Annotated in this window: 26 protein-coding genes and 1 pseudogene; 17 read left to right on the forward strand and 10 right to left on the reverse strand. The window is 63.4% G+C overall.

From position 1 onward, the window contains the following. Positions 1-60: 60 nt before the first annotated feature. The 3 genes from PQR32_RS35360 to polA form a co-directional block, all read right to left on the reverse strand. On the reverse strand, positions 61-933 hold the full coding sequence (locus PQR32_RS35360; RefSeq protein WP_408238475.1) for a dienelactone hydrolase family protein: 873 nt from the start codon (positions 931-933) through the stop codon (positions 61-63). Positions 934-1,034: 101 nt separating this feature from the next. Further along, positions 1,035-2,387 carry an NAD(P)/FAD-dependent oxidoreductase gene (locus tag PQR32_RS35365; RefSeq protein WP_408238478.1) on the reverse strand — a complete coding sequence of 451 codons (1,353 nt, stop codon included), beginning with the start codon at positions 2,385-2,387 and terminating at the stop codon, positions 1,035-1,037. Between the two features lie 165 nt (positions 2,388-2,552). Continuing rightward, entirely contained in the window at positions 2,553-5,294 is a 2,742-nt protein-coding gene (gene polA, locus PQR32_RS35370; protein ID WP_408238481.1) for a DNA polymerase I, read from the reverse strand. 1 nt (position 5,295) lies between these two features. Here polA and PQR32_RS35375 point away from each other — a divergent pair, with 1 nt between their 5' ends. Further along, a complete protein-coding gene (locus PQR32_RS35375) occupies positions 5,296-6,039 on the forward strand; it encodes an LOG family protein (RefSeq protein ID WP_106282655.1) in 744 nt (247 codons plus the stop codon). Between the two features lie 65 nt (positions 6,040-6,104). Here PQR32_RS35375 and PQR32_RS35380 read toward each other — a convergent pair whose 3' ends face one another. Further along, positions 6,105-7,022 (reverse strand): transcriptional regulator GcvA, encoded by a 918-nt coding sequence (locus PQR32_RS35380; RefSeq protein WP_408238484.1) that lies wholly within the window; start codon positions 7,020-7,022, stop codon positions 6,105-6,107. A gap of 97 nt (positions 7,023-7,119) precedes the next feature. Here PQR32_RS35380 and PQR32_RS35385 point away from each other — a divergent pair, with 97 nt between their 5' ends. After that, a complete protein-coding gene (locus PQR32_RS35385) occupies positions 7,120-7,689 on the forward strand; it encodes a chromate transporter (RefSeq protein WP_408238487.1) in 570 nt (189 codons plus the stop codon). Beyond that, positions 7,686-8,216, forward strand: coding sequence for a chromate transporter (locus PQR32_RS35390; RefSeq protein ID WP_408238490.1), 531 nt, complete (start codon positions 7,686-7,688; stop codon positions 8,214-8,216). Before PQR32_RS35385 ends, PQR32_RS35390 begins: the two co-directional genes overlap by 4 nt. Positions 8,217-8,275: 59 nt before the next feature. Here PQR32_RS35390 and PQR32_RS35395 read toward each other — a convergent pair whose 3' ends face one another. Further along, positions 8,276-9,802, reverse strand: coding sequence for an AMP nucleosidase (locus tag PQR32_RS35395; RefSeq protein ID WP_012428586.1), 1,527 nt, complete (start codon positions 9,800-9,802; stop codon positions 8,276-8,278). Between the two features lie 199 nt (positions 9,803-10,001). On the opposite strand from PQR32_RS35395, the gene PQR32_RS35400 reads away from it, so the two are divergent. From PQR32_RS35400 to PQR32_RS35430, 7 genes are all read left to right on the forward strand, one after another. After that, the gene (locus PQR32_RS35400) at positions 10,002-10,397 is read left to right on the forward strand and encodes a hypothetical protein (protein WP_408238493.1); all 396 of its coding nucleotides are present in this window, start codon (positions 10,002-10,004) and stop codon (positions 10,395-10,397) included. A 224-nt stretch (positions 10,398-10,621) separates the two neighbouring features. Then, on the forward strand, positions 10,622-11,617 hold the full coding sequence (locus PQR32_RS35405; RefSeq protein ID WP_408238496.1) for a homoserine kinase: 996 nt from the start codon (positions 10,622-10,624) through the stop codon (positions 11,615-11,617). Further along, the gene (locus tag PQR32_RS35410) at positions 11,608-12,414 is read left to right on the forward strand and encodes a BPSS1780 family membrane protein (protein ID WP_408238499.1); all 807 of its coding nucleotides are present in this window, start codon (positions 11,608-11,610) and stop codon (positions 12,412-12,414) included. Before PQR32_RS35405 ends, PQR32_RS35410 begins: the two co-directional genes overlap by 10 nt. A gap of 172 nt (positions 12,415-12,586) precedes the next feature. After that, positions 12,587-13,039: a MarR family winged helix-turn-helix transcriptional regulator gene (locus PQR32_RS35415; protein ID WP_408238502.1), complete on the forward strand. Its 453-nt coding sequence runs from the start codon at positions 12,587-12,589 to the stop codon at positions 13,037-13,039. 174 nt (positions 13,040-13,213) lie between these two features. Then, positions 13,214-13,633, forward strand: coding sequence for an organic hydroperoxide resistance protein (locus tag PQR32_RS35420; protein WP_408238505.1), 420 nt, complete (start codon positions 13,214-13,216; stop codon positions 13,631-13,633). A gap of 223 nt (positions 13,634-13,856) precedes the next feature. Beyond that, positions 13,857-15,356 carry a cryptochrome/photolyase family protein gene (locus tag PQR32_RS35425; protein ID WP_408238508.1) on the forward strand — a complete coding sequence of 500 codons (1,500 nt, stop codon included), beginning with the start codon at positions 13,857-13,859 and terminating at the stop codon, positions 15,354-15,356. A 52-nt stretch (positions 15,357-15,408) separates the two neighbouring features. Next, entirely contained in the window at positions 15,409-15,867 is a 459-nt protein-coding gene (locus PQR32_RS35430) for a TspO/MBR family protein (RefSeq protein ID WP_408238511.1), read from the forward strand. Positions 15,868-15,952: 85 nt separating this feature from the next. Here PQR32_RS35430 and PQR32_RS35435 read toward each other — a convergent pair whose 3' ends face one another. Both PQR32_RS35435 and PQR32_RS35440 read right to left on the reverse strand, forming a co-directional pair. Continuing rightward, positions 15,953-16,129 carry a DUF3563 family protein gene (locus tag PQR32_RS35435; RefSeq protein ID WP_074766744.1) on the reverse strand — a complete coding sequence of 59 codons (177 nt, stop codon included), beginning with the start codon at positions 16,127-16,129 and terminating at the stop codon, positions 15,953-15,955. A gap of 107 nt (positions 16,130-16,236) precedes the next feature. After that, positions 16,237-17,433, reverse strand: coding sequence for an extracellular catalytic domain type 1 short-chain-length polyhydroxyalkanoate depolymerase (locus PQR32_RS35440; protein WP_408238514.1), 1,197 nt, complete (start codon positions 17,431-17,433; stop codon positions 16,237-16,239). A gap of 418 nt (positions 17,434-17,851) precedes the next feature. On the opposite strand from PQR32_RS35440, the gene PQR32_RS35445 reads away from it, so the two are divergent. The 4 genes from PQR32_RS35445 to PQR32_RS35460 all read left to right on the forward strand — a co-directional run bounded on the left by PQR32_RS35445 (position 17,852) and on the right by PQR32_RS35460 (position 20,863). Beyond that, positions 17,852-18,553, forward strand: coding sequence for a phosphatase PAP2 family protein (locus PQR32_RS35445; RefSeq protein ID WP_408238517.1), 702 nt, complete (start codon positions 17,852-17,854; stop codon positions 18,551-18,553). A 135-nt stretch (positions 18,554-18,688) separates the two neighbouring features. Then, on the forward strand, positions 18,689-19,462 hold the full coding sequence (modA, locus tag PQR32_RS35450) for a molybdate ABC transporter substrate-binding protein (RefSeq protein ID WP_408238520.1): 774 nt from the start codon (positions 18,689-18,691) through the stop codon (positions 19,460-19,462). 23 nt (positions 19,463-19,485) lie between these two features. Continuing rightward, entirely contained in the window at positions 19,486-20,160 is a 675-nt protein-coding gene (gene modB, locus PQR32_RS35455; RefSeq protein WP_408205317.1) for a molybdate ABC transporter permease subunit, read from the forward strand. Between the two features lies 1 nt (position 20,161). Further along, positions 20,162-20,863 (forward strand): sulfate/molybdate ABC transporter ATP-binding protein, encoded by a 702-nt coding sequence (locus PQR32_RS35460; protein WP_408238524.1) that lies wholly within the window; start codon positions 20,162-20,164, stop codon positions 20,861-20,863. A 27-nt stretch (positions 20,864-20,890) separates the two neighbouring features. On the opposite strand, the gene PQR32_RS35465 is transcribed toward PQR32_RS35460, so the two are convergent. Beyond that, entirely contained in the window at positions 20,891-21,727 is an 837-nt protein-coding gene (locus PQR32_RS35465; RefSeq protein WP_408238527.1) for a TOBE domain-containing protein, read from the reverse strand. 203 nt (positions 21,728-21,930) lie between these two features. Here PQR32_RS35465 and PQR32_RS35470 point away from each other — a divergent pair, with 203 nt between their 5' ends. After that, the gene (locus PQR32_RS35470; RefSeq protein ID WP_408238530.1) at positions 21,931-22,725 is read left to right on the forward strand and encodes an SDR family NAD(P)-dependent oxidoreductase; all 795 of its coding nucleotides are present in this window, start codon (positions 21,931-21,933) and stop codon (positions 22,723-22,725) included. Between the two features lie 71 nt (positions 22,726-22,796). On the opposite strand, the gene PQR32_RS35475 is transcribed toward PQR32_RS35470, so the two are convergent. Further along, a complete protein-coding gene (locus PQR32_RS35475; RefSeq protein ID WP_408238533.1) occupies positions 22,797-23,180 on the reverse strand; it encodes a tautomerase family protein in 384 nt (127 codons plus the stop codon). 100 nt (positions 23,181-23,280) lie between these two features. Here PQR32_RS35475 and PQR32_RS35480 point away from each other — a divergent pair, with 100 nt between their 5' ends. Together PQR32_RS35480 and PQR32_RS35485 are read left to right on the forward strand one after the other, a co-directional pair. After that, the gene (locus PQR32_RS35480) at positions 23,281-24,132 is read left to right on the forward strand and encodes a LysR family transcriptional regulator (RefSeq protein WP_408238536.1); all 852 of its coding nucleotides are present in this window, start codon (positions 23,281-23,283) and stop codon (positions 24,130-24,132) included. Positions 24,133-24,215: 83 nt separating this feature from the next. Then, positions 24,216-24,428, forward strand: a pseudogene (locus PQR32_RS35485) (LysR family transcriptional regulator); the annotation flags it as partial. Positions 24,429-24,441: 13 nt separating this feature from the next. Here the strand turns inward: PQR32_RS35485 and PQR32_RS35490 are convergent. Beyond that, entirely contained in the window at positions 24,442-25,035 is a 594-nt protein-coding gene (locus PQR32_RS35490; protein ID WP_408238539.1) for a hypothetical protein, read from the reverse strand. Positions 25,036-25,114 lie beyond the last annotated feature (79 nt).

The raw sequence follows: 25,114 nt of genomic DNA on the forward strand, positions 1-25,114 counted from the left end.
AACGCGGCAACGGCCTTTTTATCGCAAGCGAGGGAACTCGGACCACCTCAAGTCGCCGCCTCAAGCCACCCCGTGCTGCTTGAACCACACCAGCACACGGCGCCAGCCGTCCTCGGCATCAGCCTTTTTGTAGCTCGGCCGGTAATCCGCGAAAAACGCGTGGCCCGCATCGTCATACACGACGAATTGCGAACCGCGTCCCGCTTGCGGACCTTGAGCGATAGCCTGCTTCATCTGCTCGAGTGTGTCCTGCGGGATGCTCTGATCCTGCAATCCGTAAAGCCCCAGCACCGGCGCATGAAGCTGCGCGACCTGGTCGAGCGGATTCGCCGGCATCATCGCGTTCTTTGTGCCTGTTACCCGCCCATACCAGGCAACCCCCGCCTTCAGCCCCGGGTTATGTTCGGCGTATAGCCACGCCATCCGCCCGCCCCAGCAGAACCCGTTCACTCCCAGCCGCTTCAGATCGCCGCCATGCTCGCCAGCCCAGGCAGCGGTCGCGTCGAGATCGCTCATCACCTGTTCGTCCGGCACTTTGCTGACCAGTTGCTCGTTCAGTTGCTGCATGCTCGTATAAACGGTCGGATCGCCCTGCCGTTCATACAGATTCGGTGCGATCGCGAGATAACCCTGTTTGGCGAAGCGCCGGCACACGTCGGCGATATGCTCATGCACGCCGAAAATCTCGTGCACGACGATGATCACCGGCAAGTGCGTCTTGCCCTTCGGCTGCGCGCGATACGCCGGCACCAGCGTGTCGCCGGAGCGCACCGCGATTTCGCCGGCTTCGAGGCCGTCAGTATCCGTATGAACGGTTTGCGCCGAGACCGGCAGCACGGCGGCGGCGAAGCCAGTGCCAAGCGCGGCCTTGATGAAGGTACGCCGGTTGAAGGGGACGTGCGGGACCAGGCTGTCGATGTCGGGTTTCAGCATGCGGCGCTCCTCGGTTGAACGTTGGAGGCAACAGGATACGCCTGACACGCATCCTGTTGCAGATGCAACGTTCCAGAGCGCCGCCGGCGCATCAGCGCATGTCAGTGCAGCTTGACCCGCGGCAGCGTGGTGCGGCGCAACCAGTGCGCGAAGGTATCGAGCACCATTCGCGCATAGCCGTGCAACGCGGCAATATGCAGCCGGTACAGCGACATATACATGAAGCGCGCGAACAGCCCTTCGATCAGCATATTGCCGCCGATCACCCCGCCCATCAGATTACCGACCGCGCTGAAATGCCCGAGCGACACCAGCGACCCGAAGTCGCGATAGGTGAACTCCGGCAACGGCTTGTTTTCGAGCCGTGCTGCCAGCGCCTTCATCAGGAAGCTCGCCTGCTGGTGAGCCGCTTGCGCGCGCGGCGGCACGTTGCGCTCGTTGCCCGGCCACGGACAGGCGGCGCAATCGCCGAGCGCGAAGACGTTGTCGTCGGTTTCGGTTTGCAGCGTGCGGCGCACGATGAGCTGACCCAACCGATTGACCGGCAGGCCGTCGAGCTCGCTCAGAATCGCCGGCGCCTTGATGCCGGCCGCCCACACCGTCAGATCGGCGCGCACGGTTTTGCCGCTCGCGGTGCGGATCATGCCGGGCGCGACTTCGGCCACGGTTTCGCCGATCATCAGCTTCACGCCGAGCTTGGTGAGCAACTCGGCCGTGGCGGTCGAGACCCGTTCCTGCAAAGCCGGCAGAATGCGCGGCCCCGCTTCGATCAGCACGATGCCGACGTCATGCCGCGGATCGAGCTTATGCAAACCGTATGCGGAAAGGACCTGCGCGGTGTTGCGCAATTCCGCCGATAGTTCCACGCCCGTCGCGCCGCCGCCGACAATCGCCACCTGAATCCGCGGCTCGCCGGTAGACGCCACGCCCGGCGTCGATTCGACGGGTTCATGCACCTGATGCTCGGCGCGCATGCATGCCGCGATCAGGCGTTTGCGGAAACGCTCGGCCTGGCTGACCGTGTCGAGTGCGAGGGAAAATTCAGGCGCGCCTTTGACGCCGAAGAAGGCGGTCGTGCTGCCGATCGCGATGATCAGCGTGTCGTATTCGAGCCGGCGTTCGGGCAGCAGCTCGGCGCCGTCGTCGTCGAGCACGGTGCCGAGCGTGAGGCGCTTGTTTGCGCGGTCCAGTCCCGTCAGTTCGCCCTGCTGAAATTCGAAGCCGTGCCAGCGCGCTTGCGCGGCATATTCGAGCTCCTGCGTGAACGGGTCCATGCTGCCCGCCGCCACTTCATGCAGGAGCGGCTTCCAGATATGAGTCGGATTGCGGTCGACGAGCGTGACCTGTGCCCGCACACTACTGCCCTTGCTCTTGTGGGGTGTATAGCGATCGCCCAAACGCGTCGCCAGCTCCAATCCCCCCGCGCCTCCGCCAACGACGATAAAACGATGCATGGAACTCTCCGTGTTTGCCGATGGGTTATGCGTCGTGCGGCGCCCATGCAATTTCACATGAGCGCCGTCTTTCAGCGATTGTCCGCGAGCAGCACGGGTTGTCACAAGCCATCAATACGCATGTGTGACATGCGCACGACGATATCGCGTCCCGTCACACGCACGTCAATGCGCTTCTTCCCAGTTCAGGCCGGCGCCCACTTCGGCGACCAGCGGCACTTTCAGGTCGGCGACACCGCACATCAACTCAGGCAAGCGCTTGCGCACGTCGGACAATTCCGCGTCCGGTACTTCGAGAATCAATTCATCGTGCACCTGCATGATCATGCGCGTGCCGATCTTCGACGCTTCGATCCAATTCTGCACCGCGATCATCGAGAGCTTGATCAGATCGGCGGCCGTGCCTTGCATCGGCGCGTTGATCGCGGCGCGCTCGGCGGCCTGACGGCGCGGACCATTGCCGCCGTTGATCTCCGGCAGCCACAGGCGACGGCCGAACACCGTCTCGACGTAACCCTTGGCCTTCGCGCTCACACGCGTTTCGTCCATGTAACGCGCCACGCCCGGATAACGCGCGAAATAGCGGTCGATATAGAGCTTGGCTGCGTCGCGCGTGATGCCGAGGTTCGAGGCAAGACCAAACGAGCTCATGCCGTAGATCAGACCAAAGTTGATGACCTTGGCCACGCGGCGTTGATCGTTCGACACTTCGAGCGGCGTCACGCTGAAGATTTCCGCCGCTGTGGCGCGGTGGATGTCTTCGCCCTGCGAGAACGAGCGCAGCAACGATTCGTCGCCTGAAATGTGCGCCATGATGCGCAATTCGATCTGCGAATAATCCGCGGAGACCAGCTTGTGTCCGGGCGGTGCAATAAACGCTTCGCGAATACGGCGGCCTTCGCCGGTGCGCACGGGAATGTTCTGCAGGTTCGGATCGTTCGAGGCCAGGCGCCCCGTGACCGCCACGGCTTGCGCATAGTTCGTATGCACGCGGCCCGTGGTCGCGTTGACCATGCGCGGCAACTTGTCGGTGTAGGTGGACTTCAGCTTCGACAAGCCACGGTGTTCGAGCAGGATCTTCGGCAACGGAAAGTCTTCGGCGAGCTTTTGCAGCACTTCTTCGTCGGTGGACGGCGCGCCGCTCGGCGTCTTCTTGACCACCGGCAACTCCAGCTTCTCGAAGAAGATCTGCCCGATCTGCTTCGGCGAACCCAAGTTGAATTCGCCGCCGGCCAGCACATACGCTTCGCTTTCCAACTGGATCAGACGCGTGGCGATTTCGCTGCTTTGCTGGCGCAGTTTCTCCGCATCGATCAGCACGCCGGCGCGCTCCATCTTGCGCAGGACACGCGAGGTCGGCAGTTCGATCGCGCGATAGACGTACTCGAGTGTCTTCTCCGCGGTCACTTGCGGATACAGCGCCTGATGCAGCCGCAAGGTGATGTCGGCGTCTTCCGCCGCGTATTCGGCGGCCTTGTCCAACGCGACTTCGTCGAAGCCGATCTGCCCTGCGCCCTTGCCCGCGACCTCTTCGTACTTGATCGTCTTCACGCCGAGATGGCGCAGCGCGAGGCTGTCCATGTCGTGCGTGCGATGCGATTCGACCACGTACGATTCCAGCAGCGTGTCGTGTTCGACACCGCGCATTTCAATGCCGTAGTTCGCCAGCACCTGCTCGTCGTACTTGAGATGCTGACCGACCTTCTTGTGCTCGGCGCTTTCCAGCCACGGCTTGAGCTTCGCGAGGACTTCGTCGCGCGGCAATTGCACGGGCGCGTCCGGGCCGCGATGCGCGAGCGGCACATACGCCGCCCGGCCGGCTTCCACCGACAGCGACAAGCCCACGATCTGCGCAGTCATTGGGTCGAGCGACGTGGTTTCCGTATCGAACGAGGTCAGCTCGGCCGTGTTTATCTTCTCGAGCCACGCGTCGAATTGTTCCCACGTCTGCACGGTGTCGTAGTGCCGCTCGTGATCCACCGACAAAGCCGGCGGCACATCTGTTTCCGGACCTTCCACGGCGTCCGCGATTTCCACTTCGCGCAGCCACGTCTTGAAGCCGTGGCGCGTGAACACGTCGCGCAACTCCTCGCGCGATTCGGGCCGGCTTTGCAGGCTTTCCTCGATCGACACGATATGGTCGGTCATATCGCAGTTGCGCTCGACGGTGACGAGTTTCTTCGCCATTGGCAGAAAATCGAGCGCTCTGCGCAGATTGTCTCCTACCGCACCTTTAATTTCGTCCGCATGTGCGACGATGCCATCCAGCGACTCGAATTGCGTCAGCCATTTGATCGCTGTTTTCGGCCCGCATTTCTCGACGCCGGGCACGTTGTCGACGGTATCGCCGATCAACGACAGGTAGTCGATAATGCGCTCCGGCGGCACGCCGAACTTGGCGAGCACGCCGGCGCGGTCGAGCGTTTCGTTAGTCATCGTATTGATGAGGGTGACATGATCCGACACAAGCTGCGCCAGATCCTTGTCACCCGTCGACACGATCACATTCATCCCACGCTTTTCCGCTTCGGTGCTGAGCGTACCGATCACGTCGTCGGCCTCGACGCCCTCTATCATCAGCAACGGCCAGCCGAGCGCGCGCACGGCCACATGAATCGGCTCGATCTGGCGCGAGAGATCGTCCGGCATCGACGGGCGATTCGCCTTATAGTCGGGATACCAGTCGTCGCGAAACGTTTTGCCCTTGGCGTCGAACACGCACGCGCTATACTCTGCTGTGACTTCCTTGCGCATGCGCCGCAGCATGTTGATCATCCCGTAGAGCGCACCCGTCGGACCACCGTCGGGGCTGCGCAGATCCGGCATCGCATGGTAGGCCCGGTACAGATAACTCGAACCGTCGACCAATAGCAGGGTCTTACCTTCAAGGCTTCGTTCTTCAGGCATTATGACTAAGAGAAAAGTGATTCCGAGTCTGCGATCACTCGCAGATCAAGAGCGCGCAACGGCCAAAAAGGCCCGCGCATCGTGGCAGATGTTCACGATTATGGCAGAGTTTATCGAGGCGACCGAGTACCTCTCGGAGATTCGTCCGGCTGTCAGCATCTATGGTTCAGCGCGTCTGAAGCCGAACTCGCCCTACTACAAACTGGCCACGCAAATCGCCCGCAAGCTGTCGGATGCGGGCTTCGCCGTGATCTCGGGCGGCGGCCCGGGCATCATGGAAGCGGCCAACAAGGGCGCCCATGCGGGCAAGGCGCCGTCGGTCGGCCTGAACATCGAATTGCCGCACGAGCAGTCGGGCAATCAGTGGCAAGACATCTCGTTGCGCTTCCGCCATTTCTTCACGCGCAAGGTCACGTTCGTGAAGAACTCGGACGCGGTGATCGTCATGCCCGGTGGCTTCGGCACACTGGACGAACTCGCCGAAGTGCTCACGCTGATCCAGACCAAGAAGTCGCGCCATGTGCCGATCATTCTGGTGGGCGCCGAGTTCTGGGAAGGCCTGCTTGCGTGGTTCAAGAACTCGCTCACGCCAATGGGCCTGATCAATCCGACCGACATGGACCTCATGCAGGTCATCGACGATCCGGACCAGGTGCTCGAAGCGGTGCTGAAGTTCTATGAAGACCGCGAAGAAACCGAGCCGCAGCCGACCAAGTCGGATGAAGACCGGATGTTCTATCTGTGAGGCTGCCGCTTCGCGCTCTTGCGCGAGGTGAATGCAACGCAACACAGTGCATGAACACGCGCACGCTAACGGGCAGCCTCGAGGCTGCCCGTTTCCGTTTCATCGGTCTGGTCGCCTTGCGCTTGCAACCATTCGCAGAACTGCGCCACTAGCGGCGCATCCGCCACCTCACGCCTCGCCACCCACCAATAGCCGCGCGCATCGATACGCGGACCCGCCAGCGGCACCACGAGCCGTCCCGATGCCAGCTCATCCGCCAGCAAGGGCAACGGGCCGAGCGCCACGCCGAGACCGTCCACCGCGGCCTGCAAGGCCAGATAGAAGTGATCGAACGATTGCTTCTTGCGGCATTTCACCGTCACTCCAGCCGCCGATAACCAGTTGCGCCAGGCATCCGGACGCGTATCGGAATGCAGCAGCACGTGCCGCGCGAGATCGTCGGCGACCTTGATCGGCGAACGTTGCAATAACATGGGACTGCACACCGGAATCTCGGTCTCGCCGAGAAAATGGCCGCTCGCGCAGTTGGGCCAATGCGCGGGGCCGCGCCGCACCGCGACGTCGAAGCCGTCCAGCGTCTCGACCGGCGCGTTCGAGGTCGCCAATCTCAACTCCACATTCGGCACCTTGCGCTGGAACTGATGCAGGCGCGGCAGCAGCCATTTCATCGCGAAAGTGGGCAACGCATTCACGCGCAGCACACGGACGACGCCGGTATCGCGCAATTGATCCGTCGCGAGCGCGATGCTGTCGAACGCGGCCTGAACGGTGGCGAGGTAGCGGCGCCCGTCATCGGTCAGGCGCACGCGCTTGCCGCGACGCTCGAACACCTGCACGCCGAGCCACGTTTCGAAAGCCGCGACCTGCCGGCTGATTGCACCGTGCGTCACATGCAATTCGTTCGCCGCGGCGGTAAAGCTCTCATGCCGCGCGGCGGCTTCGAAGGCGCGCAGCGCCGGAAAAGGAGGAAGATTGCGGGCCATGCTTGTGATTCTAGATCACAAGGCGGCGCTCAAAAATCGTTTTGCCCGACGCCGGTTCGGCGCTAACCTCCTGAGCTTGAACTGGAAGCTAACCGATATGGACCACGATCTCACTTCGTCCGAGCCCGCGCTGGCGCCTACGCCCACATTGCGGGAAATCTTCGGCGGCTTTCTCGGCCTCGGGCTGATCTCCTTTGGCGGCGCACTGCCGTTGGCGCGGCGCGCATTGGTCGAACAACGCCGCTGGCTGAGCGCCGACGAATTCACCGACTTGCTGGGCCTCTGCCAGTTTTTACCGGGCGGCAACGTGATCAATCTCTCGGTGGCAATGGGCATGCGCTTTCGCGGCGTGCCGGGCGCGCTGGCCGGCCTGCTCGGACTGATCGCGGGACCGTCTCTGGTGGTGATCGGCCTCGGCGTGCTGTACGAACACACGCAAAACGACCCGCACGTTCGTCATCTGTTTGCCGGTCTCGCCGCCGCCGCGGCCGGCCTGTTGATCTCGATGGCCGTGAAAATCCTGCTGCCGCTGCGGCATAGCCCAATGGCCGCGATCATCGCGGCACTCGGCTTCATTGCGATTGCGATCATGCGGCTGCCGCTTCTGCCCACCATGCTGGTGCTGACGCCGCTCAGCATCTATATCGCGTCGAGGAGGGCACGATGAACGAGACACTCATCGCCCTCGCCGTTATTTTCAGTCAGCTTTCGCTGCTTGCGTTCGGCGGCGGCAATACGATTCTTCCGGAGATGCAGCGCCAGGTGGTGGATGTGCATCACTGGATGCCGGCCAGCGAATTCAGCGCGCTGTTCGCACTCGCGCAAGCCGCGCCGGGGCCGAATCTGATGATCGTCACGCTGATCGGCTGGCACGTGGCCGGTTGGGCGGGCATGCTGGTGACGTCGGTGGCGAAGTTCGGGCCGTCGTCGCTGGTGACGATCCTCGCGATGCATGCGTGGGAGCGATTCAAGGACCGCCCGTGGCGGCGCTACGCGCAGTTGGGGCTGGTGCCGGTGACCGCCGGCATCATCGCGGCGAGCGCGGCGCTGATTGCGGAAGCGTCGAACTTGACGGCCATTGCGTGGGCGATCACCGGGTTCACCGCTGCCATGGCGATGACGACGCGCATTCACCCACTCTGGCTTCTGGCGGTCGGCAGCTTGATCGGGCTGACCGGCTTCGGGCAGCTTTGACTTTCATCGAGCAAGAGCGAGCAGAAGTGGCGTTCGCTCTTGCCTGTCAAAAAAACCGCTTACTGAAACGCGACTTCCGCGAAGCTCCGCAGCTTACGGCTATGCAAACGATGCAGCCCGTTCATCCGCAATAGCTCCATCGCCTTCACACCGATCTGCAGATGCTGATCGACCTGCGCGCGATAGAACTGATCCGCCATGCCGGGCAGCTTCAATTCGCCATGCAAGGGCTTGTCCGACACGCAGAGCAAGGTGCCGTAAGGCACGCGGAAACGGAAGCCGTTCGCGGCAATCGTCGCGCTTTCCATGTCGAGCGCAACCGCGCGGCTTTGCGAAAGCCGCTGCACCGGCTCACGGTGATCGCGCAACTCCCAGTTGCGGTTGTCCACACTCGCCACCGTGCCCGTGCGCATCACACGCTTCAGTTCGACGCCGTCCAGTTGCGTGACCTGCGCGACCGCGCGCTCCAGCGCCACCTGCACTTCGGCGAGCGCTGGAATCGGCACCCATAGCGGCAGGTCGTCGTCGAGCACGTGATCCTCGCGCACGTAGCCGTGCGCCAGCACATAGTCGCCGAGGCGCTGCGTATTGCGCAGCCCCGCGCAGTGGCCGAGCATGATCCACGCATGCGGACGCAGCACCGCGATGTGATCGGTAATGGTCTTCGCGTTCGACGGTCCGACGCCGATATTGATCATCGTGATGCCGCTGCCGTCCGCGCGCTTCAGGTGATACGCGGGCATCTGCGGCAGACGCGGCGGCGCCGTGCCTTCCTGCTCCTGTTCGCCGAGATTCGCGTTGTACGTGACCACGTCGCCGGGTTCGACGAACGACGTGTATTCGCTGCGATAGGCGCGCAATTCTTCGTCGTCGGTATGCGCCATCATCGTGCGGCCGAGTTTGACGAACTCGTCGATATAGAACTGGTAGTTCGTGTACAGCACGTAGTTCTGGCAATGCGTGGGCGAGGTCGCCGTATAGTGCTTCAGCCGATGCAGCGAGAAATCGACTCGCGCCGCCGTGAACAACGCGAGCGGATGCGGCTCGCCCGGCAACGGTTCATACGTGCCGTTGACGATGCGGTCGTCGAGCAGCGCCAGGTCCGGCGTGTCGAACACGTCGCGCATCAGGAACAGGCGCTCGCGATCCAGATCGCCTTCGAGGTGGATGCCTTCGGCGAAAGCGAAATGAATCGGAATCGGCTGGTCCGACACGCCGACTTCGATCTGCACGTGATGGTTCTTTGCCAGCAGGCGCAATTGCTCGCGATAGTAGTTGCCGAACAGATCGGGCCGCGTGACAGTCGTCTCGAACACGCCCGGACCCGCGACGAAACCATACGAACGGCGCGAGTCGATATGCGTGTTGACCTCGGTGCACACCCGCACGAACGGATAGCAGGCGCGTACCCGGCGCTCGAACAGTTCGTTGCGGCGATAGCGCGCGAAGGCGTCGCGCAGAAACGAAGTGTTCGCTTCGTAAATCGCCGAGAGGCGGGTGACGGCCTCGGTAGCGTCATCGAAGGATTCGGTTGGGAAGCTGTTGGCGGGAGTCTGCACCGCGCGTTGATTGGTATCGTTGTTCATCTTCATTCGCCTCTAATGATCAGGCCACATTACCACGGAACCGTTGATCGCCAAATCACCTGGCGGTGCTGCAACACACGCTGCAACATGGCTCGCAAGATTGCGCGCACGCCGCGCGAAAGCGGCGCAAAATAAGGCGATCGCGCCCGAGGACCAGGTGGGATTTGCTAGAATCGGGGCACCATATTGGAGAATCACCATGAAGCCGCTCCTTCCCGTCGCCGTTGCACTGGCCCTCGCCTTTGGCAACGCCGCGATGGCTGCCCAGCCTGTCGACGACACACCGGCTCCCGGCGCGCCCCAGTCCGCCAACGAACGGGCCGGTCTGCCCGACCTGGAGAAGATCAATCGTCCGGCCGCCGAGGTCAGCTCGAAGGTTGAAATCAACGTCCCGCGCACGCCGAGCTTCTACGAACGCAGCGCCAACGGCACCGAAATCACCGAATACCGCGACAAAGGCAAGCCCGTCGAAATCAACGTGCATTCGAACCTCGGCACGCGCTATCAAATGAGCGCGCCGCTCGACACGTCGCCCACCGTGCGCGACAACGGCCGCCCGAGCACGCGTTTGCCGTCCGTGAACCTGACCTATTGATGTATGCCGGGGCTGCGCCCGGTGTGGGCGCCGCCCGGATCCAAGTGCCCGCAAGGCGCCATCCCGGGCCTCGGCCTGCTTGCCGAGCTTCACCCTGGCGGTAAGGCGTTGAAATGCCGCAGCGCTTCACGGCTCCGAAAGAACGCGTTTTCGATACTGCATCTGCCGCACATCGCACTGGCCGCACCGCGCCAGCCCGACCAACCTGATCTGACGTTTCCCGCATGGCTGTCTTCACCGCTGTCACCGAACCCCAACTTGCAGAATGGATGAGCCATTACGATCTCGGCGACGTCGTCGAATTTCGCGGCATTTCCTCCGGTATTGAGAACAGCAACTTCTTTCTGACGACGACGCGCGGCGAATACGTCCTCACGATTTTCGAAAAGCTGACGGCCGAACAACTGCCGTTCTATCTCGACCTCATGCGGCATCTGGCCGCGCATCGCGTGCCGGTGCCGGACCCCATGCCGCGCGAAGACGGCGCGCTGTTCGGCACCTTGCATGGCAAGCCCGCCGCCATCGTGACCAAGCTCGAGGGCGCGCCGGAACTGGCGCCGGGCATCGAACACTGCATCGAAGTCGGGCAAATGCTGGCGCGCATGCACCTGGCAGGACGCGACTACACGGGCTATCAGCCGAATCTGCGCAGCCTGCCGTGGTGGCAGGAAACCGTGCCGACCATCCTGCCGTTTCTGGAAGGCGAGCAACGCGAGCTGCTGTCGTCCGAACTGGCGCATCAGGAAGCCTTCTTCGCGTCGACCGATTACGCCGCGCTGCCGGCAGGCCCGTGCCACGCCGATCTGTTCCGCGACAACGCCATGTTCGCGCATGCCGCGCCGGACACGGGCCACGAAGTGCGCCTCGGCGGTTTCTTCGACTTCTATTTCGCCGGCTGCGACAAGTGGCTGTTCGACGTGGCGGTGACGGTCAACGACTGGTGTGTCGACCTCGCCACCGGCAAACTCGACGACGCCCGCACCGAAGCCATGCTGCGCGCGTACCAGACCGTGCGCCCCTTCACCGTCGAAGAAAACCGCCATTGGGGCGACATGCTGCGAGCGGGCGCGTACCGCTTCTGGGTCTCGCGCCTGTATGATTTTCATTTGCCGCGCGCGGCCGAACTGCTCAAACCGCACGACCCCGGCCATTTCGAGCGCATTCTGCGCGAACGCCTAACCGGCGTTGCACTTCCAGGCATCCATACCTCATGCAACTGATCGAAGTCCCCGCGAAAGCCGGCTATGTGTGGTTCCGGCAGGGTATCTGGCTGTTCCGCAAGAACCCGCTCGCGTTCCTGACGCTGTTCTTCACGTATCTGCTGGTGATGACGCTCGTGTCGCAGATTCCGGTGGTCGGCGGCGTATTGCCGCTGGCCTTCATTCCGGGCGTCGCGGTCGGCTTCATGGCGGCGTGCCGCAACACGATCGCGGGCAAACCGGTGTTCCCGACGATTCTGGTAGACGGTTTTCACTCGTACGGCCCGGTGGTCGCCAAACGGCTGCTGGTGCTCGGCGTGCTCTACGTCGTCGCAATGGCGCTGGTGCTAGCCGCTTCGGCGCTCGCCGACGGCGGCATGCTGCTGAAGGTCATGCTCGGCGCCGCCACGATGGATCAGGACGCGATCGCCAACAGCAATATCCCGCTGGCGGTGATCACGGCCTTCGCGGTTTACATTCCGGTGGCGATGATTTTCTGGTTCTCGCCGATTCTCGCCGCGTGGCATGACGTGCCGCCCGTCAAGGCGATGTTCTTCAGCCTCGTCAGTTGCTGGCGCAACCGCGGCGCGTTTATCGTGTTCGGCGCGCTGTGGTTCGCGGTGGCGTTGACCGTGTCGCTCGGCTTGTCGGCGCTGATGCAGGCGCTGGGCGCGGGCGACTTCGCGTTCGCGATCCTGATGCCCGCCACGATGATCGTCACGACCATGTTGTACTGCTCGTTCTACGCGACCTATCGCGGCTGCTTCGGCGTGCAAACGCCCGAAGCACCGGACTTGCCGACCACGCCGGCGGCTTGAGTTCCGCACAGGCGCGGGCGCTGTTCTGGCGCCCGTGCCTGTGCTGCCCTCGCGGCAGCTCATGCCTTCGCCGTTTCCTGACTCTCCAACTGCACTCGTCAAACTGTGCCGATTTGCGGCACAATGGTTTGCGCGCAATCCATTTGCACGCTCTTTTTATACGGGATGCATCATGACCCAGCGGCCCGCTTTACCCTTCACGCTCGACGAGCAACTCTGCTTCGCCCTCTACTCGACATCGCTTGCCATGACAAAGGCGTATAAGCCGCTACTGGACAAGCTGGGCCTGACGTATCCGCAATATCTGACCATGCTGGTGCTGTGGGAGAGCGACGACGTCACGGTCAAAGACATGGCCGCGCGCCTGAACCTCGATTCGGCGACGGTCACGCCACTGCTCAAGCGCCTCGAGACACAAGGGCTGCTGGAGCGGGTACGCGGCGTCGAAGATGAGCGTCTCGTCTATATCCGGCTCACCAAAGCCGGCGCGGCGCTCAAGCGCCAGGCGCGCGAAGTGCCTGCGGAGATCCTGTGCGCGACCCAGCAGACGCCCGAATTTCTGCTGCGTTTGCGCGACGACCTGACTCGACTGCGCGCCACTCTCAACGATTACATGGACCACTAGCCGGCCCGTTGCAGAACGCGCGCTATCGCTATGATGCAAAAATTCATTTGCACACAAATGATTTGTGTACTATCTTACTCACATGCCGCTGCGACAATGCTCCGCCAGAACGGCGGGCTCAGCAAAGAGCGGCAAATTTGCACATCCTGACAACCCAGACATAGGAGCAGCACCATGAACATCCTCTACAAAGCAAGCGCAACGAGCACCGGTGGCCGCGACGGCCGTGCAGTATCGTCGGACAACGCATTGGACGTTAAGCTGGCAGCACCGCGTGAACTGGGCGGCACCGGCGCAGCAGGTACGAATCCGGAACAACTCTTTGCAGCTGGCTACTCGGCGTGTTTCCTGAGCGCAATGAAGTTTGTCGCGGGCCAGAAGAAGCAGACTTTGCCGGCTGACACGCAAGTCACGGCGGAAGTCGGCATCGGCCCGAACGACAAAGGCGGCTTCGCACTGGACATCGATCTGCGCGTGTCGCTGCCGGGCCTGGACGCCGGCGCGGCCAAGGAACTGGTCGACGCAGCGCATCAGGTCTGCCCGTACTCGAACGCCACGCGTAACAACGTCGGCGTCCGCTTGCAAATCGCTTAAGCGGCGGATTCAGCGACGATGCATCGCTAAAGAATCGCGCGAGCGGCGGGAAAACCGCGCCGCCTGCCACGATCAGCGCCCGCACCCTGCAAAATAGGGGCGGGCGCTGTGCTGTTTGCGGACGCGGCATGCGATGTGCGACGCAGGTCCATGCCGCCGCTTGCAGCGCTCGCGGCCGGCGATCGAGCTGCCATCCACTTTAGTTCTACTCTCCACGTTCCTGATGACACGCGTCCGACAACTGAACGACTCCTTCGACACCGGTCTGGTCTGGTTTCGCCGCGACCTGCGCAGCACGGACAACGCCGCGCTCTACTACGCGCTCAAGCATTGCGAGCGCGTGTGGTGCGCATTCGTGTTCGACACGACGATCCTGCAGCCGCTGGTCGACGCATGGCAGGCTCGTCATCCGGACACGCAGCCGCAGGATCGCCGCATCGAGTTGATTCTTGCGGCGCTGGGCGAACTGGACGAAGCGTTGCGCGCGAACGGCGGCGGCCTGATCGTGCTTTACGGCGAGCCCGCCGACCTGATGCCGAAGCTTGCCGATGAACTCGGCGTCGACGCGGTTTTCGCGAATCACGACTACGAACCTGTCGCCATCGAGCGCGACGAGACGGTCCGCGAGCGGCTCGCTGAAGCTGGACGCCAGTGGCTGACGTTCAAGGACCAGGTGATTTTCGAGCGCGACGAAGTGCTCACCGGCCAGAGCAAACCGTTCACGGTGTTCACGCCGTACAAGAACGCATGGCTCAGGCAACTGACGGCTTTCGATCTGAAGCCGTATCCCGTGGAAACCTACACGAAGCATCTGGCCGCGCTGCCGTCGAAGCTGGACCGCCGGTTGCCGGCGCCCGCCCAACTCGGCTTTGCGCCGAGCAATCTTGCGGAACTGGATCTTCCCACCGGCATGAGCGGCGCGCAGCGTCTGCTCGACGACTTCGCGACGCGCATCGACAGCTACAAGGACCGGCGTGACTTTCCCGCTGCCAAGGGCCCGAGCTATCTGTCGATGCATCTGCGCTTCGGCACGGTCTCGATCCGCACGCTCGCGCGCCTCGCCCACGAAATGTCACTGCAACCCGACGGTGAAGGCTCCGCGACGTGGCTGTCAGAGCTGATCTGGCGAGACTTCTACTTCATGATCCTGGCGCATCATCCGCGGCTGGCGAGCGGCGCGTCGTTCAAGGAAGAGTACGACCGGCTGCGCTGGGAACAGGGCTCGCAAGCGGACGAGGCATTCGCCGCGTGGTGCGACGGCCGCACCGGCTACCCGCTCGTCGACGCCGCGATGCTGCAATTGAACCGCACCGGCTACATGCACAATCGCTTGCGGATGGTGACGGCGAGTTTTCTGGTGAAGGATCTGGGCGTGGACTGGCGGCTCGGCGAGCGGTACTTCGCCGATCAGTTGAACGACTTTGATTTCTCGGCGAATAACGGCGGCTGGCAGTGGGCGGCGTCGACGGGATGCGATGCGCAGCCTTATTTCCGGATCTTCAATCCGATCACACAGTCCGAAAAATTCGACGCCGAAGGACGCTTTATCAGACGCTATTTGCCCCAACTCGCGAAGCTGCCGCCGAAGTGGATTCATGCGCCGTGGCTGGCGGGAGCGGACCGGCTCGCGGAATTCGGCGTGGTATTGGGCAAGGACTATCCGGCGCCGATCGTCGACCATGCCGAAGCGCGGACGCGCACGCTAGCCCGTTTCGGCAAGTGAGCACACGCTTACGCCGTTTTGCTTTGATTCTGGATATCTAAGGGACTCGGGGATGCGCCGATTGCCGTCGTTGCTGGTGTTTCTTGTTCTGGCGTTCGCAGCCGCGTTCGTCGCGAGCCGGTTTCTGCCTGACGCCTGGTACGTGGCGCTGCAGAAGCCCGCGTTCAATCCGCCGGACTGGGTGTTCCCGCCGGCGTGGTCGCTGCTGTATGTGCTGATGGCGATTGCCGCCTGGCGCGTGTGGAAACGCGACGGCCTGAGCGCAGCGATCGTTTTATGGCTGGTGCAGTTGCTATTCAACGCAGCCTGGATGTGGCTCTTTTTTGGCCTGCATCGGCCGGGCGTGGCGCTGGCCGATATTTTGATACTGCTGATAATGATCGTCGCGCTGACAAGCGCATTCTGGCGACGGGACCGCTGGGCAGGCGGACTATTGATGCCCTATGTCGCTTGGGTGGCGTTCGCCGCGGTGTTGAATCACGCGTTGTGGCAATTGAATCCGGCTGTCTGAGCGCTTGCGGCGATTTGCGACAGCTTGGGCGCCTCACCCCGAACACCGGCGTTGCAATAAGCGCCGATGCTTTAACTTGCGCAGCTTAGTGCTGGCTCATCCACGACGGTTGGCGAACGTTCGCCTCACGGTCGAGCTTACGCATACGGAATTCCAGATCGTATAGATCGGTTGCTTCAGCGAGGAAAGCGTCAGCGCGTTCCTTCGCGAGTTGATCGGGCGATTTGGTCAGAAACAGAAACAGGCGGCTAAGCAGGTACATGGTCAACCTCGGCAATGAGTTTAGGCGTTAACGCCTAAGGGATAACCCGTATTATAGGGAAAACCCTAGGAATGCGCCAGCACTCATTTCGAAGTGTCGCTCCACCGTCACCGCCCGCCCGCGGAGGCCGCTGCGGCATCAGCTTCCGCGATACGGCCTGTGCCCGTGCGGCGCTGGTGCTTGAAAAATTCCCACACCATGGCGCTTGCGTCGGGACCTTTGGCGGAATGAAACGGCACGGCGTCGTCGCCGCCGCTCCAGGCATGGGCGAGGCCTTGCACGCGGCACAGCCGCACCACGCGCCGCCCGCCGCGCAGGTAGTCGCGCATGACCATGCCGCCCTTGCGGTCCTCGCGGACTTCGCCGGATTTGCGCGCGCCGTTCTGGTCGACGATGCGGTTCAGGCGGAGAAACTGCACGGCCAGTTGGTCGGCATTGATCGGCGAGACCACATGGTCGGCATCGCCGTGGATGATGAGGGCCGGCATGCCGGGGTAACGCGCCACGTCGGCGGTTTCGTCGACCAACTCGGCCGGTTCGCGGCGCGCACCGCGCCGCATCACGTCCATCGCCGCGACGCCGGAGCGCGCCTCGCCGAAAGCGGGGCCCGAGTGCAGCGCGACCGCTGCGAAATGCTCCGGATACTTGACGGCCAGAAGCGCCGTCAGGCCGGCGCCAGCGGAGATGCCGGCGACATACACGCGCTCGCTGTCGAAACCATGCTGCGCGACCAACGCGTCCACCAGCGACACCACCGCGCGCGCTTCGGCGCCGCCGGCGCTTTCGCCGGCGTCGTACCAATGCCAGCAGCGGTGCGAATGCACGTGCTTCGACTGTTCCGGATACACCACGGCGAAGCCGAAGCGGTCGGCGAGCACGTTCATCCGCGTGCCTTCGGCAAATTCATCGATCGACTGCGTGCAGCCGTGCAGCATCACCACCAGCGGCATGGCCTCGAGCGCGTGGCCCGTCGGGACATACAAGCCGTACTGAAGGTGATTGACGAGCCGGCCGGGCGCGGCAGGCGCCGAGTGGAACGAGCGCGTCCACGAGCCGCTCGCCCATGCCGACGCGCGCGGACGCACACGCGACTCGCGGGCGGCGGCGCGCGGCACTTCGCGCTTGGCGGGCGCACGCACCGCCGCTTCGAGCTTGAGCGGGCGAACTTTGGTGGACGGCTTACCAGTGGCGGGCCGGGCCGGTCGCGTCGTGGTGCGCTTGGTGGTTTTGCGAGCGTGCTCGGTTTGGATCGCGAGCAGCCGCTTGAGACCGCGCAGCCAGATTTTCGATAGACTTTTTGCCATTGGCGGATAACCTCGCAAAAAGGGACAGGGTCCGTCCGGTAGAACGGCGCTTTGTTGTGCAATGCACAATAACACCAATCCTCATGCGATGCTGGAAGCCTGGGTTGCTATCCGAGGCCGAAATTTCCGCACGGCGAACCTTGTCATGAGGCTGGCGTCAAAGCCCTGCAAGGCTCGTCCACCGTTTGGTTGCCATTTGTCGGCCGAATCTTTATCGCTTGTTCGCCAACTAACGTTAAGCGGCAAAAAGCTACGCACGCGGCGCGACCGCCCTGCAGCACCCGTCTATACTGGCGGTTGATTCCTTGCCGTGCGGGACCATGCCGCGCCGGCCGAGTCGGCAATTTGTGCCGCTCGTGCCGCTCGTGCATTACCCACCACCAACCCGATTCTACGCGGCCTTGGTCGCGCTTTTGCCATGCCCGATTTACCTGCCCACCTTTGGTATTCGATCACCAGCCTCGGCGGTGCTGGCATGACGCTGCCGCTCGCGTTCGCCATTGCGTTGTGGCTGGCGGTCGGCTACACGTGGCGCATGGCGGCGGGCTGGCTGCTGCTGCTCGGCGCGGCCATCGGCATTGTGACGGTGACGAAGCTGGCGTTCCTCGGCTGGGGTGTCGGCGTGCGAGAGCTGGACTTCACCGGCGTCAGCGGCCATGCCATGCTGTCCACCGCGGTGTATCCGGTCGTGCTGTTCCTCATACTGTTGCCGGCGCGTCCGGGCATCCGTCTGGCCGGCGTGCTGCTCGGCCTTGCCGCGGGGATCGCGGTGGGGTTGTCGCGCGTCGTGCTGAGCGCTCACTCGCCGTCTGAGGCCATCACCGGCTGTCTGACCGGCGCGCTGGCGGCGCTGGTGTTCGTCCGCCTCGCGTGGCATGCGGAGCCGGGCCGGCTGTCGGTCCTGCCCGTCGCCGTCAGCATGATGGTCCTCGCGGTGCTGGTGCACGGCGTGCACGTGCCGACGCAGCGCTGGGTCACGCATATCGCGCTGAAAGTGTCCGGTCATGACCGGCCGTTCATTCGCGCGAAGTGGAAGGCGGTACGCGACGTCCGTCCGGCCACGGCGCCGCTGTCGCAAACGCTCAACACGCTGGCGCCGCCGCATTCGTTCGACGCCTGAACCCTCTCCCGTTGTTCGATGAGGCGCGTCATGCGCACGGCTGAATAATTGTCATGGGCCACCGTTATAACCTTTCATATATTACGATAGCGTTTTAACCCGCCGACCCGGTTCACGCCGGACCTCCAAGCCTTCATGACACTCTCCCGCCGCCTTCTGAAGCAAGCGCTGTTCGTCGCCAGCGCCGTCGCCGTCGCCATCAGCGCCAATGCGCGCGCCGACGAACTGGTGGTCTCCGCCGCCGCCAGCCTGACCAACGCGTTCAAGGCGGTCAGCGAAGTGTTCGAGCAGCAGCATCCGGGCACCAAGGTGTTGCTGAACTTCGGCGCCTCCGACGTGCTGATGCAGCAGATCGTCAAGGGCGCGCCCGCCGACGTGTTCGCGTCCGCGGATCAGAAAGCCATGGACAAGGCTGCCGCCGAAAAAGTGATCGTGCCGGCCACGCGTAAGGACTTCGCCGCCAATTCGCTGGTGCTGATCGTGCCGACCGACAGCCATTTCGCGCCGACCGGTCTGAACGATCTGACATCGGCGAGCGTGAAGCGCGTCGCGTACGGCGATCCGGCTTCCGTGCCGGTCGGCCGATACACCCAGGGCGCGCTGCAGGCCGCGGGCGTGTGGGACGCCGTGAGCGCGAAGGCCGTACTGGCGTCGAACGTGCGTCAGAGTCTCGACTACGTGTCGCGTGGCGAAGTCGACGCCGGCTTCGTGTTCAGCACCGACGCCGCCGTCATGCCTGACAAGGTCAAGGTCGCGCTGAACGTGCCGACGCAAACGCCGATCACCTATCCGATCGCGCAAGTGGAAGGCAGCCGCCACGCAGCGGACGCGCAGGCGTTCATGGACTTCGTGCTGTCGCCGGCCGGCCAGGCCGTGCTCGCCAAGTACGGCTTCAAGCCCGCGCACTAACTTCACCGGGACGACGCACGCTCATGCAACAGGCCTGGATTCCGCTGCTGCTGTCGCTGAAAGTGGCGGGTTGGGCCACCGCGCTCAATCTGGTCTTCGGCGTCGCGGCGGGCTTCGGTTTGTCGCGCTGGCGCTCGGGCGCGCGCGACCTGATCGATTCGATGCTGATGCTGCCGCTGGTCCTGCCGCCCACCGTGCTCGGCTATTACCTGCTCGTCCTGCTCGGACGGCGCGGCGTGATCGGCGGCTGGCTCGACCGCTTCGATATCCAGTTGGTGTTCACCTGGCAGGGTGCGGTGATCGCGTCGACGGTGGTGGCCTTTCCGCTCGTGCTGAAATCGGCGCGCGCCGCCTTCGAGGCCGTCGATCCGCAACTCGAGCGGGCCGCGCGCACGCTCGGCGTCAGCGAGACGGCCGTGTTCTTTCGCGTGACGCTGCCGCTCGCTGCGCGCGGCATTCTCGCCGGCGGCCTGCTGGCGTTCGCGCGGGCGCTCGGCGAATTCGGCGCCACGCTGATGATCGCGGGCAATCTGCCGGGACGCACGCAGACGCTTTCGGTGGCGGTCTATTCAGCCGTGCAGGCCGGCGACGACAGCACCGCGAATTTCCTCGTGCTCGTGACCTCGGTGACGTGCGTCGTGATCCTGTTGCTCGCGGGACGTCTTGTGCCGCAGCACACATTGTTGAAGTCGGGTTGATATGCTGCTCGCCGTCGACATCCGCAAGACCTTCCAGAGCGCCGAACGCCGCTTTACGCTCGACGTCGCCTTCAAGGCGACCTCGCAGCGCGTCGTGCTGTTCGGGCCGTCCGGCGCGGGCAAGAGTCTGACGTTGCAGGCTATCGCCGGCCTGCTGCGTCCCGACGAAGGCACGATCGTGCTGCATGGCAACGCCCTGTTTGACAGCGCGCGCGGCGTCGATCTGAAACCGCAAGCGCGCAAGCTCGCCTTTCTATTTCAGGACTACGCGCTATTTCCGCATCTGAACGTGCGGCAGAACATCGGCTTCGGCTTGCAGCAGGGCTGGCTCAATCCGCGCAAGCGGATCACGCATCCGCAGATCGATTACTGGCTCGAAGCGCTGGAATTGAAGAGCGTGGCGGGCAATCATCCGGCGCAGCTTTCCGGTGGACAGAAGCAACGCGTAGCGCTGGCGCGCGCGCTCGTCGCGCAACCTCAGGTGCTGTTGCTGGACGAACCGTTTTCGGCACTCGACAGCGCCTTGCGTCAACGCATGCGCCGCGAGCTGTCAGAACTGCAAACGCGGCTCGATATTCCGATGGTGTTGATCACACACGATCCCGACGATGTCGCCGCCTTCGGCGATCAGGTCGTGCAGGTCAGCGACGGCTGCGTGCGCGAGGATCATCCATTCGCCGGCTACGCGCACACCGAGCCCTGATTCGAGCGGGAGCGTTTCAACGGGGGCTCAGTCCTTCACACCGAGTATCACACTCGACGCCTTGAACGCCGCGACGGCGCTCCCGCCTTCCACGAGGCCGAGCGTGTCGACGCTTTCATTGGTGACGACCGCGGTGATCACCGCGCCGCCATCCAGCACCAGCGACACCTCGGCGTTGATCGCGCCGCGCTTCACGCTCTGCACCGTGCCGCGCAACTGATTGCGTGCCGAGAGTTTGAGCGGCGCGCCGCTGGCGTTATCGACGAGCAGCACGACCCACGACGCCTTGATCAACGCAAACGCCGCCGTGCCTTCGACAAGGCCTAACGTCTCGGTGCTTTCATGCGTGATGACCGAGACGATCGCGTGGCCGCCGGGCAGCGCCAGCGTGACTTCGTCGTTGACGGTGCCGCGCGTGATCGCCGACACCGTGCCGTAAAGCTGATTGCGCGCACTCGTCTTCACGCCGATGCGGCCAATCAGATCCCAGTCCGTCGCGAATCCTTCGGTCGCCGCGCCCGCGCGTTCGAGAAAGCGCCGATGCTCGCGTTCCACGGCGCGAAACGTCTCGATCAGTTTGACGGCGCGCGGCGTCAGCGTGGTGCCGCCACCGCCTTTGCCGCCGGTCAGGCGCACCACGAGCGGCTCGCCGGCGAGATTGTTCATGGTGTCGACCGCATCCCACGCGCCTTTGTAGCTCATGCCGACGGCTTTGGCCGCGCTGGTGATCGAGCCGGTCTCGCCGATCGCCGCGAGCAGCGCGATCCGCGACGCGCCGCCGAGCGTCTGCGCGCCCGCCTGAAACCAGACGGAGCCGCCGAGTTCGAGAGTTTCGCGGGCTGGATCGGTGTGGTCGGATGTCATGGCGAGAAGCGGTCGATGACCGAGGAAAGGACGACGAATCATTATAGCGACGCGGGCCTGCGCCACCGGCCGCTCGCTCAGCGGACCTCGAAAACGGATAGATGGGATACTTTGAGTTCGACGCTTCGAACACCGGGCCCTTTGCATTTTTCGGCGCGGCCGGCTTTGGCTGGCGCGTTGCAACTTCGATAAGGAGCAACACAGTGAACATCGATCTTTCGGGCAAGACCGCCATCGTCAGTGCATCCACGGCGGGCATCGGCCTTGCGATCGCCGCCGGCATTGCCGCATCAGGCGCACAGACCATCATCAACGGACGCAAGCAGGAAGCGGTGGACCGCGCGATCGACACGATCCGCAAGTCTGCACCGCAAGCGAAATTGCAGGGCTTCGCGGGCGACCTCGGCACGCTGGAAGGTTGCGACGCATTGACGAAAGCCGTGCCGCAGGCGGATATCCTGGTGAACAACCTCGGCGTCTTCGGACCCGGCGACATCTTCACCACCGACGACGACGACTGGGAGCGCTACTTCCAGATCAACGTGATGTCAGGCGTGCGGCTCACGCGCCACTACCTCAAAGGGATGATGGAGCGCAAATGGGGCCGCGTGGTGTTCATCTCGTCCGAGTCGGCACTGAATATTCCGCCGGATATGCTCGCTTATGGTTTTTCGAAGACTGCGCAACTGAGCATTGCGCGCGGCATCGCCAAACAGGCGGCCGGCAGCGGCGTGACGGTGAATGCCGTGCTGCCCGGACCGACCTTGTCCGACGGCTTCCGTTCGATGGTCGAAGACACGGCCAAAGAGCAAGGCAAAACCGTCGAGCAGGTCGCCACGGAGTTCGTCCGCGAGCACCGCAGCAGTTCGATCATCCAGCGCGCGGCCACCACCGAGGAAGTGGCGAACATGGTCGTCTATGTCTGCTCGCCGCAGGCGTCGGCGACGACCGGCGCGGCGCTGCGCGTCGACGGCGGCGTGATCGATACGATCGCGTGACGTTGCCGCTTTTCTAACGAGCGACGGGCGGCCTGGCCGCCCGCGTTCATGTCATAAGACGGCCACAGCCATCACAACGCGTACTGCGCGATCCCGTTGCCGAACGACCAGTTCTCCTTCAGCACCTCGACGAGATTGATGAATACATCCTCTCGTCGCAGCCCTGGCGATTCCGCCAGTTCGTCCGCCATACGCTTGTACAGCGCCTTTTTCATCTCGAGCGTGCGGGTGTTGTTCAGCGTGATCTGAATGATCACGAGATCGTCGCTTCGCTGCACGTTCAGATACTGGTTGTCGTACACAAAATTGCCGGCTTCATGCTCGGTGATCAGCATGAAGATGTCGTCCTTCGGCACGTTGAAGGTGTCCACCAGCGAGCGCTGGATACTCTCCGTCACAGCCTTGCGGTATTCGACGGGCTTGCCTGCACGCAATGCGATTCGTGTGAGCGGCATGATGAAAACTCCTTGGTGCGTTGATTGGGTAAACACAGCTTAGGCGCGCTCAGTCATAATTAACAGACATCATTGATGATTTCATCTATATCCATCCGAAATGAAAGTTCTCGATCTCGATGCCGTCCGGGCGTTCGTTCTGGTTGCCGACCTGCATAGCTTCACGCGTGCCGCGGATGCGCTCGACACGACGCAATCCGCGGTCAGCCTCAAGCTCAAGCGGCTGGAGGCGCATCTAGGCAAGCAATTGCTGGAGCGTACGCCGCGTGTGGTGCGCCTGTCCGCGGACGGCAACGCGTTCCTCAGCGCCGCGCGCGACCTGCTGAACGCACATGAACGTGCGCTGGGGTCGCTGTCGGTCGAGCGACGGCGGCTTGCGTTGGGGCTCAGCGAGCATGTCGCGGGACCGGACCTGCCGCTCCTGCTCGGCAGACTCAATGCGCACGATCCGGGGCTGGTGATCGAATTGCATCTGGGCATGTCCGCCGCGCTGCTCGCGCAATTCGACGAACGTCGCCTCGACGCGGTGATCGTCCGCTATGGCGCCGACGAACCGCCACGCGACGACGCGCAAGTGCTCTTTAGCGAACCGCTCGGCTGGCTCGCCACGCCAGCGTGGTTGCCACGAGTTGGCGAGCCATTGGCGCTGGCGCTGTTGAGCCCACCTTGCAACGTGCGCGACGTGGCGCTGCGAACGCTCGCGCAGGCGGGCGTCGGTTGGCAGGAAGTATTCGTCGGTGGTGGCGTGGCGGCCGTCGGCGCGGCCGTGGCGGCGGGACTGGCGGTGTCGCCGCTGGCGCGCCGCGTGGCGCCGCGCGGGCTGATCGACGTCGGCCCGCGGCTGGGTTTGCCGGCGCTGCCAGAATCGCGCGTCACGCTGCATTCAAGGGTGAGAGACGAGCGGTCGGCGGAGACGTTGCGGTTGGTGACGAATGGGTTGGCGATGCAATGACAAAACGACTCACCGCCTTCCCCTGCGGATAAAATTCGCCGCCTTTCGCTTAAGCTAGAAAATTAACCTTTCCAAATAGATCAGTGGACCTCGACCCCCGACAAACCGCCGCCGTCCGCGCAGTCATCGAAACCGGCAGCTTCAAGCAAGCCGTTGTGCGGCTGAACCTCACGTCGTCGGCGGTATCGCAGCGTGTGCGGGCGCTCGAAACGCGGCTCGGCAATCCGCTGATCGTGCGCGCGCGGCCGTGCCGTGCGACGCAGATGGGTCAGCGTCTGCTGCAATATAACGCGCGGCCTGAGTTCGAGATCAGTGCAGGATCGGCGGCAGCGAACCGCTGCTGGCGGTGGCGGGATTGCTCGTCGGGTTCGCCGGAGTGGCGCTAACGTTTGCGGATGGAGCCGGCCCATTCGCATGGGGTGCGGCCGGTTTCTCCGCGCCGGTTTTCGCCACGACCTTAGCCGTTTGCGGGTGAACCTGAGGAGCCGGGACGACCAGATTCGCGCGCACGACCTTGCCTTGCCCCGCTTTCGTCTGGACGAGCTGCGCGTGCGGCTTTTTACTCTGCGCCATCACGGCCGCTTTCGATTTGGTTTTGCCTGCATGCGTTGCGTTGATCCCGCTTTTCGTGGCGCCCTTGGCAGCCACCTTGTTCACGCTGACATCCGCCACCGGCTTGTTGCCATGTCCTGTCGCCACTGCAACGCGCGGCGCGGCGCCCTTCGAAGCAGCCTTCGACGCTGTCTTCGAACCGGCGCCAGACTTGACCTTGTTGCCCTGCTTCGCGACATGCCCGCTCGCCTCTGGCGGGTTCCACACTTCGGCGTAACCCGCGGCCATAGCCGCGCCCGACACACACCACACGGCAAGCGCCGCTCCTGCCGCAACTGCTCGAATGCCCATCTCCTGCTTCTCCTGATCTTCGGCTTTATGACGAGCCAGGATTATATTCCCTTGCAAAAATCCACATTTAGACTAATAT

This window comes from Paraburkholderia dipogonis, from assembly GCF_046027395.1.
GTDB classification, from domain to species: Bacteria; Pseudomonadota; Gammaproteobacteria; order Burkholderiales; family Burkholderiaceae; genus Paraburkholderia; species Paraburkholderia dipogonis_A.

Bases quoted from the DNA above. Each gene is read 5' to 3' on its own strand.
- PQR32_RS35360 (WP_408238475.1), bottom strand. From the start codon at position 933: ATGCTGAAACCCGACATCGACAGCCTGGTCCCGCACGTCCCCTTCAAC.
- PQR32_RS35365 (WP_408238478.1), bottom strand. From the start codon at position 2,387: ATGCATCGTTTTATCGTCGTTGGCGGAGGCGCGGGGGGATTGGAGCTG.
- polA (WP_408238481.1), bottom strand. From the start codon at position 5,294: ATGCCTGAAGAACGAAGCCTTGAAGGTAAGACCCTGCTATTGGTCGAC.
- PQR32_RS35375 (WP_106282655.1), top strand. From the start codon at position 5,296: ATGACTAAGAGAAAAGTGATTCCGAGTCTGCGATCACTCGCAGATCAA.
- PQR32_RS35380 (WP_408238484.1), bottom strand. From the start codon at position 7,022: ATGGCCCGCAATCTTCCTCCTTTTCCGGCGCTGCGCGCCTTCGAAGCC.
- PQR32_RS35385 (WP_408238487.1), top strand. From the start codon at position 7,120: ATGGACCACGATCTCACTTCGTCCGAGCCCGCGCTGGCGCCTACGCCC.
- PQR32_RS35390 (WP_408238490.1), top strand. From the start codon at position 7,686: ATGAACGAGACACTCATCGCCCTCGCCGTTATTTTCAGTCAGCTTTCG.
- PQR32_RS35395 (WP_012428586.1), bottom strand. From the start codon at position 9,802: ATGAACAACGATACCAATCAACGCGCGGTGCAGACTCCCGCCAACAGC.
- PQR32_RS35400 (WP_408238493.1), top strand. From the start codon at position 10,002: ATGAAGCCGCTCCTTCCCGTCGCCGTTGCACTGGCCCTCGCCTTTGGC.
- PQR32_RS35405 (WP_408238496.1), top strand. From the start codon at position 10,622: ATGGCTGTCTTCACCGCTGTCACCGAACCCCAACTTGCAGAATGGATG.
- PQR32_RS35410 (WP_408238499.1), top strand. From the start codon at position 11,608: ATGCAACTGATCGAAGTCCCCGCGAAAGCCGGCTATGTGTGGTTCCGG.
- PQR32_RS35415 (WP_408238502.1), top strand. From the start codon at position 12,587: ATGACCCAGCGGCCCGCTTTACCCTTCACGCTCGACGAGCAACTCTGC.
- PQR32_RS35420 (WP_408238505.1), top strand. From the start codon at position 13,214: ATGAACATCCTCTACAAAGCAAGCGCAACGAGCACCGGTGGCCGCGAC.
- PQR32_RS35425 (WP_408238508.1), top strand. From the start codon at position 13,857: ATGACACGCGTCCGACAACTGAACGACTCCTTCGACACCGGTCTGGTC.
- PQR32_RS35430 (WP_408238511.1), top strand. From the start codon at position 15,409: ATGCGCCGATTGCCGTCGTTGCTGGTGTTTCTTGTTCTGGCGTTCGCA.
- PQR32_RS35435 (WP_074766744.1), bottom strand. From the start codon at position 16,129: ATGTACCTGCTTAGCCGCCTGTTTCTGTTTCTGACCAAATCGCCCGAT.
- PQR32_RS35440 (WP_408238514.1), bottom strand. From the start codon at position 17,433: ATGGCAAAAAGTCTATCGAAAATCTGGCTGCGCGGTCTCAAGCGGCTG.
- PQR32_RS35445 (WP_408238517.1), top strand. From the start codon at position 17,852: ATGCCCGATTTACCTGCCCACCTTTGGTATTCGATCACCAGCCTCGGC.
- modA (WP_408238520.1), top strand. From the start codon at position 18,689: ATGACACTCTCCCGCCGCCTTCTGAAGCAAGCGCTGTTCGTCGCCAGC.
- modB (WP_408205317.1), top strand. From the start codon at position 19,486: ATGCAACAGGCCTGGATTCCGCTGCTGCTGTCGCTGAAAGTGGCGGGT.
- PQR32_RS35460 (WP_408238524.1), top strand. From the start codon at position 20,162: ATGCTGCTCGCCGTCGACATCCGCAAGACCTTCCAGAGCGCCGAACGC.
- PQR32_RS35465 (WP_408238527.1), bottom strand. From the start codon at position 21,727: ATGACATCCGACCACACCGATCCAGCCCGCGAAACTCTCGAACTCGGC.
- PQR32_RS35475 (WP_408238533.1), bottom strand. From the start codon at position 23,180: ATGCCGCTCACACGAATCGCATTGCGTGCAGGCAAGCCCGTCGAATAC.
- PQR32_RS35480 (WP_408238536.1), top strand. From the start codon at position 23,281: ATGAAAGTTCTCGATCTCGATGCCGTCCGGGCGTTCGTTCTGGTTGCC.
- PQR32_RS35490 (WP_408238539.1), bottom strand. From the start codon at position 25,035: ATGGGCATTCGAGCAGTTGCGGCAGGAGCGGCGCTTGCCGTGTGGTGT.